Genomic DNA, 14,992 nt, shown 5'->3' with positions numbered 1-14,992 from the left:
TTTTGGCTGTAATAACTGCATGGTGTCAGTCTACGACCTACAAGTGCAATGCGAGGAGTGCGGTACGGTGGCTACGCCCGATCCACCCAATCGGAAACTGCTGTGGATCGCGGGGATGGCGATCATCTTCGCGGGGATAGGCTTCGCAATTGGGAGCGTCGTCGGCGTTGCGACCGCGGGCGTCGGGTTCGTGGCGTGGATCTTTACTGTCCCGATCGGACTTTATGCTGGCTACCGCATCGGTTCCTTCGGAGCGGAGTTGATGGACGGAGCGTCCTGTCCCGAGTGCGGTCGTGAACACTCGGCTGGCGGCCTACTGGGGATCTAAACGAGCTGCACAGACACTCGTGGTCGTACCACTTACGTCAGCTCTCTTCGGAAGTCGCAAGTTCGATCTCTAACTCAACCGTTACCTCGCCTTGCGGTTCGGTACGCCATGGTGTATTGTCGAACACAAGGACGCGCTCGGCGTCCTCAAGTGGGAACTCTGTTTCTTCAGACGCAGCCTCAACGTGACTGTAGACGCTGTAAAACTCGACATTTTCGCCCTGTGTGTAGCCGGAATAGGCGTCTTCGTCGAAGAGGAACACGTCGATCGGGCCGCCGCTCTTCACGATGAAATCATAGAGCAACCAGTGAGCTCCGCCAGACGCGTCAACTCGGTACGGTTCATACTCCCCAGCCGGGATCGTTATTGTCTCGTTTCGATGCATCACGCGATCATCAAGCAGCACATTGTTGGGGTAGTCCCCCTCTTCCGTTGGCTCGGGTGTAGGTGTGGGATTCGACCCAGGAACATTGGATAAACACCCAGAAATTGAGGGGACTACAAATCCTAACAGCGCTCCAAATTTCCGACGAGTAAGGTGTCGGTCGGGCATGCGAATTGTCTCATGCGTCAAGTGCATAAAAGTTACAGAAAATTCTCTGACCATTTTACTGGCGATCGACACTACAAAAAAGGCGCTGTGAATACGCATCATATGGTCACTGGAGATTCATCGCACGCCACGCTCACGTTCGAAGGCACCCTAGAGGCTGCTCGAGGGACGGACAGATTACTAACGGTCTGTCGGCAGTATGAGCTTCTTCGAGACGTAATTTCGACGGTGTACGATACTGACGTTGCGACTGATCTGACTCTGCGAGTCGTAGCACCAAAGTCAGTTCTTCGGGATCTCAAACGAGATTTCGGGATCGGATGGCTCGCTGGCGAACTGATCGCAGCCGATCGACTCTCGCTGCACGAAGCGACCGCGGACCTCCCGACTTCTGTGTTCGTTACCGAAACGCGAGTAGACAATCCGCTCCCACTGGACGACCGCGTTGCCAGTACGGTGGCCGAAGACGAAGAGCTCGCAAGCGCCGTTCACACGACCTACTGGGAAGATCTCGACACGAGCGCGTACGTGCTTCCGTATCCGGGACGGGAACGTGTACTGGAGACCCTGGCTGCAGAGTGTGACGACGCGGCCGCGGAGGCGTTTGCGGCCGGTATCGAGGCAAATCAGGAAATCGGTGGCCCGCTCACAGTTGCTGTGGTGGCGATACTCGCGGGGGCACGTTCGGAGGCGCTCCACTACGATCTTGGCAAGTGGGCAGACTACCACCAGATTCGTAGTAAAGCGAGTCTCACTCGGGCGAAGCAAGATCTTGTAGAGGCTGACCTCGTGCGGACAACGAAGGTACAGATCGAGGTCGGTCGCCCTCGACAACGACTCCACCTGGACGAGTCAGTCACGGATGCCGATATGGAGCCACTCGTCGAGCAGGCGGCCGCCGCCCTCGATTGAGCAGCTCTGGGCCGGTCTCAATCCCACCAGTACCGTCGCTGGGTGTTCGACATCACCACTTGGAGGTACGTTACGAGTTCAAGCGTTGGAGTAATTGCGTGACGTAGGGGCTATTCTGCCAGCTCCGGTGCGGGCTGATCGTCGTGATCAGGATTCGAGCTGTCTCGTGGCTCAGATGCCCGTTCCGAGCATAGTCGACGATGAGCCGCGGGGTTGGGACGATCCGCGGCCCTTCCAACACGGCGTGAATCAGGGGGAAGTTCGTCCCACCGAACTCGTCGGTCAGAAACCCGTCGACGGTAAGCGCGTTCGCGAGGACGATGCCGTCCGTTTCTCCCTCATCGAGACCGAACGTCGGCCGCGACTCGGGCGTCTCGTCGCGGTCGTAGGGATCCTCGACCGTGTAGTGGCCGCGGGCGGCGAGGACGTTGTTCGCAGCCGCAGCGTGGAGGTCCTGATACTGCGCGATGTCGTGGAGCTCCGCGACCACTTCTGGCGGCACGAACACCTCACACGAGGTGAGGAGGTACTGAAACGGGTCCGGAATCTCGGTGTTGACGGCCGCGTCGGCTCGGGGAACGGCGAGACTGACCAGCGCACTGGTGTCGGCGACGACCGTTCGCAGCTGCTGACGGCTCATCGATCGTCGTCGGCACCGGTCTCGACCGCAGTCGCGTCGCCATCGTAGACGTCGATATCGTCGGGAGCAGCGATATCGAACGGTTCGCCCTCGAGGTCCGCCTTGAGGAGGCGGAGTCGCTGGGCGGTCTCAGCGCCGACTAACTGCCTGACCGTCTCGAACTCAAGCTGCCCGTCGTAGTACTTCGTCGCGACGAGTTCCTGGAACGTCTCACTCTCGGCTGTTTCCTCGATGTACTCACGCATCGCCTCAACGAGCAAATCGGTCCGATCCGTATCGAAGAGCTCCGCGATCGCGTCCAAGCGGTCGACGAGATACTCCGGCGACTGAAAGTGTACCCGTCGGGGATCGTCGCTTGCGCTCATTCTGTGTGCAAGTTTTGCACATAGATCCATAACGGTTTCGGTGTTTGCACAGATCTTGCACATCGGTGCCCTGACGGGACCGCCCCGCCAGTCTCTGCCGTCGGTCTATGCGTTCAACTCTTCGAAGAATCAGCTGGCTGCTAGCCCGATAGTGGAGCGACGGGGCAGTAACACAAACAGTGCGACAGAGGTTACAGGGTGGTCAACTACAACTAGCTGCGACACTACTGCCGCCGTCGCTGTACCACTCGTGTCGACAACCGCTCCCCGGATCAGTCCGCGACGAGATGCTCTTCGAGATCGTGCGTCCAGTACGTCGCGAGCCCGCCTGGACTACAGCGGGCGCACAGCTGCAACGAGCCTTCCAGATGCCCAAGTTCCACGCGGAACTGCGTCAGCGCTGCGAGCGTATCGACGACCAGCCCACAGCCATCACAGGCGACGTGATCGCGCTCGTCGGGATCCGGCTCTGTCTGAATCGCGCAGTCCACGCAGATCGGGTGGGTGACCCGTTCGCCCTGCCCCCAGGTGTGCGCCTCGCCAGTCTCGGTACCGGGCGGCGCGTCGCAGAACGCACAGCCGATGAGCGTTTGCTGCATCACTCACCCTCCCTGTCGGCGTCGCGGCCGGCCGTCCAACCACGGTGGAAGACGGCCAGCTGCGTCACCGAGTCGAACGTGGCGCCGCTCGGTTCGTGGACCAGAGCGCGGTTCTCCGGTACCGGCGTGACGACATCCGCGTCGGCGAGGTCGCTAACCAAGCGTTGAGCCGTCGCGTCGTCGATGTCTGCCGTGTCGCCGCCAGCGGTGTCGCGGTCCTTGGCAAGTTGCGTTCGCTCAAACTGTTCGTAGTCGGCACTCGTGTCGTTGTGCAGATCCAGACGAGACATGGTGAGTCACACCGCACATCACGCGCTGCACGCCTCGCAGCGCTAATAAACGACTCCAGACGTGCAGATTCAGTACTTCCTCGGATCACCCGGCCGCCAGGATACACTCATTCGAGGTACAGTGCGGTGGGTGAGGACGAAAGTGTATCCAGCCCCAGCGTTAACCAACACTGTGCCGGTATCGGCCGAGAATGTTGGTTAAGTCTAGCCGCTACGGCGTTCGGAGCTCTCGAACTGGCTTCACGACGAAGGTGTCAGACTTGCTGGCTGCTTCTTCACCTGGCTGCTCCCTCGACATCGAGGTCGACCGCGTGAGTTGGGTGATGAGTTCGTTGCGAACGGTTCGTCGAGGGACGGTGGTCTCGTGCCAGCCCAGTCGGTCGTGGAAGTGCCGTTTCTGAAACTGCTCGCCGACTTCCTCGACCGCGACGTACTGCGTCCGCGTCGACCGTCCAACCTGCCGGGAGACGAAGACGGCGCCCACGGCCTCGTGCGTAACCTCGACGAGAGCACACTCCACGAGGGCGACGACCGACGCGTGATCCCGGTCGGTCGGAACCGTCATATCGAGGTCCGCCCACGGTGCCTCACCGTCGGGGGTGGTTGCTGCTTGATGCGCTGCTCGTGTTTCGCTGGGTCGTTCCGAAGCCATCGTCTATCGGGGGGCACGTGATGTGCCCCGCCACCCCCTGTGGGGGCAACAGACACCACCGAAACGTACCCTGTCAACCTATGCGCCACATTTGATACGTTCTTGAATCCACTCTCCCTGTGCCGGCCCCTCGGCCTGAGAGAGCCGGCGGCCTTCGCACACTGCATATTGCCTCTTTCTTTGGACAAAACCCGCGATATTCAAAGTAAATTGACCGGTTTAAATCACAGTAGAGTCTCGTCGGGCAGATTTGAGGTCGTAGAAAGTACTTTGACGGGCCACTCAGATTGTGCTATAATTTCAAAAGCTGTCCGACGGCGGGGTAACGGAGGCGATCTCGGTCGGATCTGGAATTCTTGCCGTCACTGTTCTCCCTGATCTGAGTCTCTCGAGGTGTCCCTAGTGCAGTAGTCCGAGCCGTGAAGCACCCTCATTCCCTGGACTCTGGTGGTGTTGGCCGCTAGAAAAGGCTCGACGGGGATTCCGTGGGCTGTGTTCCACTACTTGATGGGGTCTTATAATCAGCCAAGTTTAATAAGGCAATCTGACATGTTGATCACAGACGCGTTTCTTGCACAGAATTTCTGGACGCTAGGCTGCCGATTCGGCCTCGTCCTGCGGATTCAACAGAGCAGCAGATTGGATTACCGAAAGACAGATCGGCTATAGCAGTTTTGACTAGTCGAGAGACTACTAACAGCTGATTCATCGTGTGATTCCAGCCAAATTTCACTATGTGGAGTGTTGAATGAGATATAATATTGGGTACTTGTGAAACTCGTAAGGAATCTCTCCCTCGCGTATACCACATATTGGAACCTTAAACACCACATATTGTTTGGCCAAATCGATATAGGTTCCGGATAGGTAGTTTTATTGTACAGTATGTGTTGCTACCGAATGACATGCGTGGAAACCACTCACAAAACAGTGACCAACCAAATGGCACTGTTTCAGAGATGTTCGAGAATGAGAAGACACGGCGCCGGGTTCTGCAGGGGATTGGAACCGCTGGTGTCGCCGGGCTAGCGGGCTGTAGTGCGGAAGACCCAGAGTCGTCAGGTGGCGGAACGTCAAATGACGGCGGTGGGGGCAGTAGTGACGGAGGTAGTGACGATGGTAGTGAGGACCGGCGGGATCTCGCGATGAACGCAGTCCAGCGGTTCGGGACTATCGACCCTGCTCGCGGTACCGACTATACGCAGGTCATGGCGATGGTCAACCTGTACGATCCCCTGGTGTTCCCGAACGAGGATGGGGAAATAGAGCCGCACGTCGCTGAAGACTGGTCAGTCTCTGACGATAATCAGACGTACACCTTCACGCTCCGCGATGATATCCAGTTCCACAGCGGGAACCAGCTCACCGCAGAAGACGTACAGTACTCGCTGGAACGACTACTCGCGATAAACGAGGGATACGCATCGCAGTTCTCTGTCGTCGATATCGATAATGTTGCTGTCACCGGCGAGTACGAAATCGAGATTCCCCTTACCGAGGTCCATGCGCCGTTCATGGACGTCTTGGTGCTGCTGTTTATTGTCGACAGTCAGCTGGCACAAGAAAATGCTGCAGACGGAGACTTCGGTGATAACGGCGACTATGGAATGGAGTACCTCAACAACGACGATGCAGGCTCCGGTCCCTACTCGCTGAACGACTTTGAACGGGGCTCCGGGATCTCGTTCAATCTCTTCGAGGACTACTGGGCCGATATTCCCGAGAATGCCTACGAACGGGTCTACGTAGACATCATTGAGACTGACTCGACGGTTCGAACCCTCATGCGGAACGAGGAGCTGCACATGACGAGTCAGTACCAGAGTGAAGAAACGTACAGCACCCTGGCTGAGGAGGATCATATCCGGGTGAACAGTACTCCGACGGCCACGCTGCTTCACTTTAAACTCAACACGCAGCGGGCACCAACGGACGATGTCGAGGTTCGGAAGGCAATCGCGCACGCGTTCGACTACGAGACCGCGCGAACCGAAGTCGCACCGGGCTCAGAGAAAGCTGTTGGACCTGTTGCACCGGTGTTTGGTGCACATAACTCGGATGTTCCGCAACCAACGTACGACCCGGAACGTGCACGTGAAATTCTCGAGAATGCTGGATACAGTGAGGGTGACATCCAGATTGAGCACACCTTCGTGCGTGAGACAGACCTCCAAGAACAGCTTGCACTCCTCTACCAACAGAATCTCAACGAAGTTGGGATTGAAGTCGAGCTGAATCCCCAGACGTGGGGAACGATGACCGACATGGCGACTGATCCCGAGCAGACATCACATTCGAACAACGTGTTCTATGGGCCAGTGTACCCGTCGGTCGACGCCTACCTTGTCAACGAGTACTACTCGGAGTCGGCATCGACATGGATGAGCATGTCGCATCTCGAGGATGACGAGTTGGACTCGATAATTGAGGAGTCGCGGTCCACCGTCGATCCAGAGGCACGGGCAGATCTGTACAGAGAGGCTCAACAACGGATCGCGGAGCAGTACACGGACGTGTTCGTGTTTGTCGACACCAAGAAACACGCAATGAACGAAGAGGTGCAGGGCTACACGTACCGTCCGTCGATGAGCTTCGACTACTGGTTCCGTGACCTCACGCAAGAATGAGTACGACGTCTGATCGGCACTGTCCTGATCAGCCGACCCCGGCGAGAGGATTCGCCATCTCGGACCTCTGTCGCGAAGCCTACAACCAGATCATCACCTGCGTGAACGACTGGAGGCTCGCCTTCCGGATACGGAGATTGGTATGAAGTACTACCAATACCTCATCCGCCGGTTTACCGGGATGATCGTGAGTTTGGCCGGCCTTTCGGTCATCATTTTCACGGTGTCGCGAGTCCTGCCTGGAAACCCAGCCCGGATGGCACTGGGGCCAACTGCCTCCGAAGAGCAAGTCGAGGAGTTTGCTGCAGAGCTAGGACTGAATCAGCCTCTACCGATTCAGTACCTCGATTACATACAAGGACTCTTAGTTGGTGATTTGGGGATGAGTCTGCAGACTCGCAGTCCCGTCGCCAATGACATCCTGTGGTACCTCCCAGCAACGTTAGAGTTGATCACACTCGCGATGGTGTTCACGATTATCATCGGGATCTTCCTGGGAGTTGTCGCCGCAAACAACAAGGATGGATACATCGACAACGCCTCACGGCTCATCTCCTTCGTTGGAGTGAGTGTGCCGGGATTCTTCATCGGCATCATCCTGCAACTCGTGTTTGGTTACCTCCTGCAATGGTTCCCGATCACGGGCCGCATCTCACGCGGGTTTGAAGAAGAGGTGACACGCCAAACAGGGTTCATGCTCATCGATACGCTGCTAAGCGGGCATTGGGCAGCGCACGTTGACGCCTGGATGCACCTCATCCTCCCAGCGTTCGCTCTCTCGATGGCCGGAATCGGACAGATCATGCGGATAACCCGATCGAGTATGATCGACGTCCAGCGGAAGGACTACATCGAGGCTGAACGCGGCCTTGGTCTTCCAGATTGGTTGGTCGTCTACAAGTACACGCTCAAGAATGCCTTCATTCCCACCCTGACGATCCTCGGACTGCTCTACGCATCGCTTCTAGGGAACGCGTTCCTGATTGAACTCGTATTCAACTTCCCTGGGATAGCCTCGTACGGCGTCAATGCGGTCTTGACGAACGACTTCAACGCGATCGTCGGCGTGACGATGACGATTGGACTTGCCTTCGTGCTTTCCAATCTGGTGATCGACCTGCTGCTAGGTCGTGTTGATCCGCGGATTCGGATCTCGATGGAGGAAGCAACATGAGCGGTGAAACGGCACAGTCAGACACCCAATCTCACGAGGGGGACAGCCTAAGTTGGTTAGAAAAGCGGTTCCCGCCGTCACGCCGGGAGTCGCTGGCCCGAGCTGCGAGACGGTTCCTAAGCCGACCGATTAGTGCAGTCGGACTCGCGATCGTCGGGATCGTCATCTTCATGGCTGCTTTCGCACCCGTCGTTGCGCCTCACCCAGAACATGCGGGCGCGTTTACGGACTTCGCGAACTCAATGCAGCCACCGAGTCTTGAGCATCCCTTTGGGACCGATCAGAGTGGGCGCGACGTCTTCAGTCGTGTTCTATTCGGCTACAGACTCTCGCTCATCATGGTCGCAGTGGTTCTCGGGATCGGTGTTCCGTCCGGAGTCCTCTTTGGCCTCGTGGCTGGGTACTACGGAGGCACTACCGAGACCGTCATCATGCGGGCAACGGACGCGTTCCTCGCACTGCCACCCCTCGTGATGGCGCTCGCGATTACCTCCGCTCTGGAGCCGACGATTACGAACGCGATGCTGGCGATTGCCTCGCTCTGGTGGACGTGGTACGCACGCCTCGTTCAGAACCTCGTCGCGAGCGAACGGAACGAAGAGTATGTCGCCGCCGCAGAACTCGCGGGGGCATCTACGCCGCACATTCTGTTCCGTGAGATACTGCCAAATTGCCTCTCCCCGATCCTGGTGAAGGTTACCCTCGACGCCGGGTTCGTCATCCTGATCGGTGCGGGGCTGTCGTTCATCGGAGTCGGCGTGCAGCCGCCCCAGCCAGGGCTGGGGACGATGGTGAGCGACGGGACAACTTACCTCCCAGACGGCTGGTGGGTGAGCATCTTCCCCGGACTCGCGATTCTGGTAGTCGTGATGGGATTCAACATGATCGGTGACGGACTCCGTGACCTGTTCGACGTGGAGGTACAGCAATGACAAGCGCGAATGATTCGGAGCCGATCCTCGATGTCGAGGACCTCCGAGTGCACTTCGACTCGTTCGACGGCACTGCAGAGGTAATCGACGGGATTGACCTCACCGTCAACGAGGGTGAAGTTGTCGCGGTCGTCGGTGAAACTGGCTGTGGCAAGTCCGTTACCATGCGGTCGATCCTCGGCACGCTACAGCAACCACCAGCCCGAATCCCGACAGGGGAGATCAGGTTCCGGGGTCAGAATCTTCTCGATGCGTCGCGGTCGGAGGTTGACCGGATCAAGGGCCGCGACATCGGGATGATCTTCCAAGATCCCATGTCGTCGCTCAATCCGGTGTTCACGGTGGGAGAACAACTCACCGATACTGCCCAATTCGGCGGGAATCAGGACGTCGGTGTCCTCGAGTATTTCCGCCGGAAGCATCTTGATGGCGACCGCGAGGCAGCCCGGCAGCGAGTCATCGACCTGCTTGAAGAGGTCCAGATGCCGGACGCAGAGCGTATTCTGGACAACTATCCGTCCCAACTGTCGGGCGGCATGTCGCAGCGGGTTCTGATCGCGCAGGCGCTGCTAAACGAGCCAGATCTGCTCATCGCCGACGAGATCGGAACAGCCCTCGACGTGACCATCCACGACCAGGTGTTGGAGCTACTCAACGAACTGATCGATGAGCGCAACCTGTCGTTACTGATGATCACCCACAACCTGGGGGTGGCGCGACAGCTTAGCGACCGCGTGTACATCATGTACGCCGGTCGGATCGTCGAGACCGCACCGACTGAAGAGATCTTCCGGAATCCTCAGCACCCGTACACGCAGGGGCTGATTGCCTCGATTCCGAAGTTGACCGGCGAAGAGATGGCCGACGGGATCGATGGGTCGATTCCCGAATATATCGACCCCCCGGAAGGCTGTCGATTCGCAAGCCGGTGTCCGTACGCACACGAGCGGTGTGAGACGGAGCGGCCAGAGCTCCAGTACGATGCAGAGGAGCAGGGAGTCGCGTGCTTCCTCTATGACGACGTAGAGCCGGCTCCGTATGACCCACCGACGCTGGACGAGACGCGCGAACAGATGCGTGACAAGCCGGCAGAACCAGCCCCGTCAGCCACCGGAGACGCGGCCGTCGAACAGTCCGTGGGTGATCTCGAATGAGCGAGTCACTTCTCGAGGTCCGTAACCTGGAAAAGTACTTCCCGATTAAGTCGGGGCTTTTCCAGCGGACGACTGGCCATGTCAAAGCAGTCGACGGCGTGTCGTTCGACATCAACCGGGGCGAAACGCTCGCTCTGATCGGCGAGTCTGGCAGTGGAAAAAGCACGATCGCAGAGACCATTATCGGTCTCAAGAGTGCGACTGGTGGATCGATCACGTTCGACGGAGAGGACATTACGGACCTCTCGGAATCGGAGCTCGAAGACCTACGGACGAAAGTCCAAATGGTGTTCCAGGATCCGACATCCAGCTTGAACCCACGTCGAACGGTCGAGCAAACGCTCGAGGTTCCGTTGAAAGCCCGTGGCGTACCGCGCGGAGAGCGGGTATCGAGAATCGTCGATCTACTCGAGCGGGTGGAGCTGAATCCGGAACACCGGCACCGCTACCCGCACGAGCTCAGCGGTGGCCAGAAGCAGCGGATCAACATTGCCCGGGCGATCTCGATCGAGCCGGAACTCCTGATCTTGGACGAGCCAACGAGTGCACTCGACGTGAGCGTGCAGGCGAAGATCGTCCGCCTACTGGATGATCTTCAGGAGGAATTCGATCTCACGTACCTGTTCATCACGCATGACCTATCGCTGGTTCGCAACGTTGCCGAGCGGACGGCGGTCATGTATCTTGGCCAGATTCAGGAACGCGCCCAGACGGAACAGCTGTTCGAACAGCCGCATCATCCGTACACGCAGGCATTGCTATCCGCGATCCCGGTTACCAGTGATGACGAAGAAGCGTACAAACCGCAGCAAGACCGCCTGGAAGGTGAAATTCCGAGCCCGGAAAACGTGCCGACCGGGTGCCGGTTCCATACGCGGTGTCCGTACGCGACCGATGTCTGTGAAACAGACCAGGTCCCACTGCATGCCGTGGATGACCATGGCGAAGCACGGTGTCATATCTATGACCCCGAGCATGCGGATGCGTTCGAAAACGTTCCAGACGTGAAAACCGCGGCAGCAGTACGGAGCACACCACATGAGTAACGACACAATTACGCGCGCCGATCTAGACGACCTCGCAACCGGGGCCACAGTGCTTGGAACCGGTGGCGGCGGGGACCCCTACATCGGCAAGCTGATGGCCGAACAGGCGATTGAAGAGCACGGCCCAGTCGACCTTATTGACCCGTCGGAGGTCCCTGACGACGAACTCGTCGTTCCGAGCGCAATGCTCGGGGCCCCTACGGTCATGGTCGAGAAAATTCCTCGCGGTGATGAGGCGGTCGCAGCGTTCGAAACGCTCGAACGCTCAATGGGACAGGAAGCCTTCGCGACGATGAGTATCGAAGCAGGAGGCCTCAACAGCACGATCCCAATCGCGGTCGCCGCAGCGCTGGACATTCCGCTCGTGGACGCGGACGCCATGGGCCGTGCGTTCCCGGAGGTCCAGATGGTGACGCTCACGCTGGGTGGTATTGACGCGACCCCGATGTCCATCGCGGACGAGAAAGGGAACTCGGTGTTCGTCAATACCCAGACAAACGAAAAGGCGGAGCAATTCGCGAGAACGACCAGTATCGACATGGGCGGCTCCTGCATGATCGCGACATACCCGCACACAGGGGCCGAACTTCGCGAACACGGTATTCTCCGGTCGATGTCGTACGCACGCGACATCGGGCGAACGATCCGCGAAGCCCAAGAGGACTCCGCGAATCCGATCGACGCACTCGTCGAGTACGTTGACGGGTTCAAGCTCTTCGAAGGGAAGGTCATGGACGTTGCTCGCCGGACCGAAGGCGGGTTCGCTGTTGGCGAGGCGACGATCGATGGCCTCTCAGAGTACGATGGGCGGACGCTTTCGCTCGACTTCCAGAACGAGCATCTCGTCGCACGTGACAGCGAACACGGCGTCGTGGCGAGTGTCCCAGACCTCATTACGGTCCTTGACTCGGAGACGGGCGATCCCATCACGACGGAAGGGCTCCGCTACGGGCACCGCGTGACTGTTGTCGGCATGGAGTGCTCCGAAAAGTGGCGGACACCAGCCGGCCTCGAGCTGGTTGGGCCGCAGTACTTCGACTACGACATCGACTACGAACCGATTGAAGACATCTACACGGAACTCAACAAATGAACGGATACAGACTCGGCATTGACGTTGGTGGCACAAACACGGACGCAGTGATCCTGGACGAAGACGATACCCCGATCGCACAAACAAAGCGACCTACGACAGAGGATATCACCACAGGGATCGTCAACGCCCTCGATGACGTCCTTGATGACGTGGAGTTCACCGCATCGGAACTCGACTACGTCATGCTCGGGACGACTCATGCGACAAACGCGATCACTGAACGCAAGGGGCTGAACGATGTCGGCGTGATTCGACTCGGCGCCCCCGCGACAGAGAGTATCCGACCGCTGATGGAGTGGCCGGACGATCTCGAAGCGGCGATCGGTGAACAAGCCGCGATCCTCGATGGTGGTCACGAGTTTGATGGGCGAACGCTCAACGACGTTGATGAAGAGCAAGTTCGCGAGACTATCCGCGAATTCAGCGATGCGGAGGCATTCGCGGTCACGAGCGTGTTCTCTCCCGTCCGTGAGGACCACGAAGAACTCGTCGAGGAGTTGATTCACGACGAGCTTGGCGACGATATCCCCGTCTCACTGTCGAACGAAATCGGGAGTGTCGGCCTCCTTGAGCGTGAAAATGCAACGACACTCAACGCAGCACTGACGAGTGTCGCTGATGAGGCAGCCTCAGCGTTCCTCGACGCGATGGCTGAACGTGGGATCGACGCCCAGCTGTACTTCGGGCAGAACGACGGGACACTGATGAGTGTCGAATACGCCCTGGAGTACCCGATTTTCACTGTCGCGAGTGGACCGTCGAACTCCGTTCGCGGTGCCGCCTACCTCTCGGGTGTTGAAAACGGGATCATCGTTGACGTCGGTGGGACCACGACTGACGTCGGGGCCGTCACTGATGGCTTCCCGCGCGAGAGTAGTGTCGCGGTCGAGATCGGCGACGTCAAGACGAACTTCCGGATGCCCGACCTGATCAGTATCGGAATCGGCGGTGGGTCACACGTCGATGTCGATGGGGATGACGTGACGGTTGGACCGCAAAGTGTGGGCTACCGCCTGACTGAGGAGAGCCTGTGTTTCGGCGGTGAGAGGCTGACCGCGACCGACGTCGAAGTCGCGAGCGGCTCAGTCGATATCGGCCCGGAGTCGCCCGACGTACCCGCGGACACAATCGCGGGCGCACGACAGTATATCCGCGACCGCGTTGAACAGGCGATCGACCGGATGAAGACGAGCCCCGAACCCGTCCCAGTAGTCGTGGTCGGTGGAGGGAGTATTCTCGTGCCGTCCGACCTATCGGGTGCAAGTGAAGTTCACATGCCCGACCACTATGAAGTGGCCAACGCGGTCGGTGTGGCCATCGCACAAGTCTCAGGGCAGGTTGACCGCATCTTCAGCCTGGATGACCAGACTCGTGATGAGGCCCTCGAAACGGCAAAATACGAGGCTATCGAGAACGCGGTCGGTGCCGGTGCGGCTGAGGAAACAGTCGACATCGTCGATATCGAGGAAGTTCCGCTTTCGTACCTCCCGGGCAACGCGGTGCGAATCAAGGTCAAGGCCGCCGGGACACTCGGCGAGGAATAATGCAGGTCGACGAACACGATATTGAGGATATTGCCCTCGGGGCGACTGTCCTCGGTACAGGTGGTGGGGGCGATCCCCACGTCGGGAAGCTCGTCGCCAAGCAGGCGATTCGAGACCACGGTCCAGTGGAGGTAATCCCGCCAGATGATCTCGACGATGACGCACTCGTCATCCCGACAGCCCAGATGGGCGCGCCCACGGTTGCGGTCGAAAAAGTGCCGGGGGGCGGGGAACCGACGGCCTCTCTCGAGCGACTCGAAAAAGAGCTTGGTCGGGAAGCGACGGCGACGATGCCGATCGAGTGTGGCGGGATTAACTCCACATTCCCGTTCGCGGTCGCTGCCCGCAAGGACATCCCGCTCGTCGATGCTGACGGGATGGGCCGGGCCTTCCCGGAGCTACAACACGAGACGTTCAACATTTACGGTGTGGACGGCACGCCAGCCGTGGTGAGTGACGAACGGGGGAACACCTGCCTCCTGGAGACAGATAGCAATGAAGAGTTGGAGTGGATCGCTCGTGGCATTACCGTACGCATGGGCGGTGTCGGGTATATTGCGGATTACCCGATGTCCGGTGAGGAAGTCACAGAAACGGCGATCCCCGGCACGATGTCGCTTGCAGCAGAGCTTGGAGCGGCGGTTCGATCAGCCGGTGAAAACGTAGTTGAGGCGATCCGTGAGGTCACCTCGGAATCGATCTATGGCGAAGCGGTCTCGCTGTTTGAAGGGAAGATCGTCGATGTCAAACGACGGAACGAGGGCGGATTCGTCCTCGGCCACGTCGAACTCGACGGTCTCGGGCCGGACCATGGATCGACAATGCATATCGAGTTCCAAAACGAGAATCTCGGGGCTACGCTCGATGGCGAGTACGTAGCAACCGTTCCGGATCTGATCACCGTCCTTGACCGTGAATCCGGGGACCCGATCCCGACTGAAAAACTCCGGTATGGAGCTCGTGCCCGTGTGCTTGCGATTCCGACGCCACCGATCATGCGATCCGATGCTGCGCTTGACGTCTGGGGGCCGCGAACGTTTGGCCTCGAAACCGACTACAGTCCGATTTCCCCGTAAGAGC

16 protein-coding genes are annotated in these 14,992 nt (G+C 58.7%); 10 read left to right on the top strand and 6 right to left on the bottom strand.

The genetic code is table 11. From position 1 onward, the window contains the following. The first annotated feature begins 19 nt into the window (after positions 1-19). Positions 20-328 carry a hypothetical protein gene (locus tag ACQE3L_RS08865; RefSeq protein WP_426963420.1) on the top strand — a complete coding sequence of 103 codons (309 nt, stop codon included), beginning with the start codon at positions 20-22 and terminating at the stop codon, positions 326-328. 37 nt (positions 329-365) lie between these two features. On the opposite strand, the gene ACQE3L_RS08860 is transcribed toward ACQE3L_RS08865, so the two are convergent. After that, positions 366-881: a hypothetical protein gene (locus tag ACQE3L_RS08860; protein ID WP_426963419.1), complete on the bottom strand. Its 516-nt coding sequence runs from the start codon at positions 879-881 to the stop codon at positions 366-368. A gap of 102 nt (positions 882-983) precedes the next feature. On the opposite strand from ACQE3L_RS08860, the gene ACQE3L_RS08855 reads away from it, so the two are divergent. After that, positions 984-1,793, top strand: coding sequence for a transcriptional regulator TbsP domain-containing protein (locus tag ACQE3L_RS08855; protein WP_426963418.1), 810 nt, complete (start codon positions 984-986; stop codon positions 1,791-1,793). Positions 1,794-1,863: 70 nt separating this feature from the next. On the opposite strand, the gene ACQE3L_RS08850 is transcribed toward ACQE3L_RS08855, so the two are convergent. The 5 genes from ACQE3L_RS08850 to ACQE3L_RS08830 all read right to left on the bottom strand — a co-directional run bounded on the left by ACQE3L_RS08850 (position 1,864) and on the right by ACQE3L_RS08830 (position 4,339). Further along, positions 1,864-2,433, bottom strand: coding sequence for a hypothetical protein (locus tag ACQE3L_RS08850; RefSeq protein ID WP_426963417.1), 570 nt, complete (start codon positions 2,431-2,433; stop codon positions 1,864-1,866). After that, on the bottom strand, positions 2,430-2,798 hold the full coding sequence (locus ACQE3L_RS08845; RefSeq protein ID WP_426963416.1) for a hypothetical protein: 369 nt from the start codon (positions 2,796-2,798) through the stop codon (positions 2,430-2,432). The genes ACQE3L_RS08850 and ACQE3L_RS08845 overlap by 4 nt, the downstream gene beginning before the upstream one ends. A gap of 272 nt (positions 2,799-3,070) precedes the next feature. Beyond that, the gene (locus ACQE3L_RS08840) at positions 3,071-3,397 is read right to left on the bottom strand and encodes a DUF7558 family protein (protein ID WP_426963415.1); all 327 of its coding nucleotides are present in this window, start codon (positions 3,395-3,397) and stop codon (positions 3,071-3,073) included. Further along, a complete protein-coding gene (locus ACQE3L_RS08835) occupies positions 3,397-3,687 on the bottom strand; it encodes a DUF8069 family protein (RefSeq protein WP_426963414.1) in 291 nt (96 codons plus the stop codon). The genes ACQE3L_RS08840 and ACQE3L_RS08835 overlap by 1 nt, the downstream gene beginning before the upstream one ends. Positions 3,688-3,898: 211 nt before the next feature. After that, positions 3,899-4,339 (bottom strand): DUF8030 family protein, encoded by a 441-nt coding sequence (locus tag ACQE3L_RS08830; RefSeq protein ID WP_426963413.1) that lies wholly within the window; start codon positions 4,337-4,339, stop codon positions 3,899-3,901. Between the two features lie 959 nt (positions 4,340-5,298). Here ACQE3L_RS08830 and ACQE3L_RS08825 point away from each other — a divergent pair. The 8 genes from ACQE3L_RS08825 (at position 5,299) to ACQE3L_RS08790 (ending at position 14,988) form a co-directional block, all read left to right on the top strand. After that, positions 5,299-6,966 (top strand): ABC transporter substrate-binding protein, encoded by a 1,668-nt coding sequence (locus ACQE3L_RS08825; RefSeq protein WP_426963412.1) that lies wholly within the window; start codon positions 5,299-5,301, stop codon positions 6,964-6,966. Positions 6,967-7,108: 142 nt separating this feature from the next. Beyond that, on the top strand, positions 7,109-8,140 hold the full coding sequence (locus tag ACQE3L_RS08820) for an ABC transporter permease (RefSeq protein WP_426963411.1): 1,032 nt from the start codon (positions 7,109-7,111) through the stop codon (positions 8,138-8,140). Continuing rightward, on the top strand, positions 8,137-9,072 hold the full coding sequence (locus ACQE3L_RS08815; RefSeq protein WP_426963410.1) for an ABC transporter permease: 936 nt from the start codon (positions 8,137-8,139) through the stop codon (positions 9,070-9,072). The genes ACQE3L_RS08820 and ACQE3L_RS08815 overlap by 4 nt, the downstream gene beginning before the upstream one ends. Further along, positions 9,069-10,226 carry an ABC transporter ATP-binding protein gene (locus tag ACQE3L_RS08810; protein WP_426963409.1) on the top strand — a complete coding sequence of 386 codons (1,158 nt, stop codon included), beginning with the start codon at positions 9,069-9,071 and terminating at the stop codon, positions 10,224-10,226. Before ACQE3L_RS08815 ends, ACQE3L_RS08810 begins: the two co-directional genes overlap by 4 nt. Beyond that, on the top strand, positions 10,223-11,272 hold the full coding sequence (locus ACQE3L_RS08805; RefSeq protein ID WP_426963408.1) for an ABC transporter ATP-binding protein: 1,050 nt from the start codon (positions 10,223-10,225) through the stop codon (positions 11,270-11,272). Before ACQE3L_RS08810 ends, ACQE3L_RS08805 begins: the two co-directional genes overlap by 4 nt. Continuing rightward, entirely contained in the window at positions 11,265-12,365 is a 1,101-nt protein-coding gene (locus tag ACQE3L_RS08800; RefSeq protein ID WP_426963407.1) for an S-methyl thiohydantoin desulfurase family protein, read from the top strand. Before ACQE3L_RS08805 ends, ACQE3L_RS08800 begins: the two co-directional genes overlap by 8 nt. Then, a complete protein-coding gene (locus ACQE3L_RS08795) occupies positions 12,362-13,912 on the top strand; it encodes a hydantoinase/oxoprolinase N-terminal domain-containing protein (RefSeq protein ID WP_426963406.1) in 1,551 nt (516 codons plus the stop codon). The genes ACQE3L_RS08800 and ACQE3L_RS08795 overlap by 4 nt, the downstream gene beginning before the upstream one ends. Then, positions 13,912-14,988, top strand: coding sequence for an S-methyl thiohydantoin desulfurase family protein (locus ACQE3L_RS08790; protein WP_426963405.1), 1,077 nt, complete (start codon positions 13,912-13,914; stop codon positions 14,986-14,988). Before ACQE3L_RS08795 ends, ACQE3L_RS08790 begins: the two co-directional genes overlap by 1 nt. The last annotated feature ends 4 nt before the right edge of the window (positions 14,989-14,992 follow it).

Origin of the sequence: Haloparvum alkalitolerans, from assembly GCF_050122995.1 — an archaeon.
Taxonomy (GTDB): Archaea; Halobacteriota; Halobacteria; order Halobacteriales; family Haloferacaceae; genus Haloparvum; species Haloparvum alkalitolerans.
This window is presented reverse-complemented; position numbering and strand designations above follow the sequence as displayed.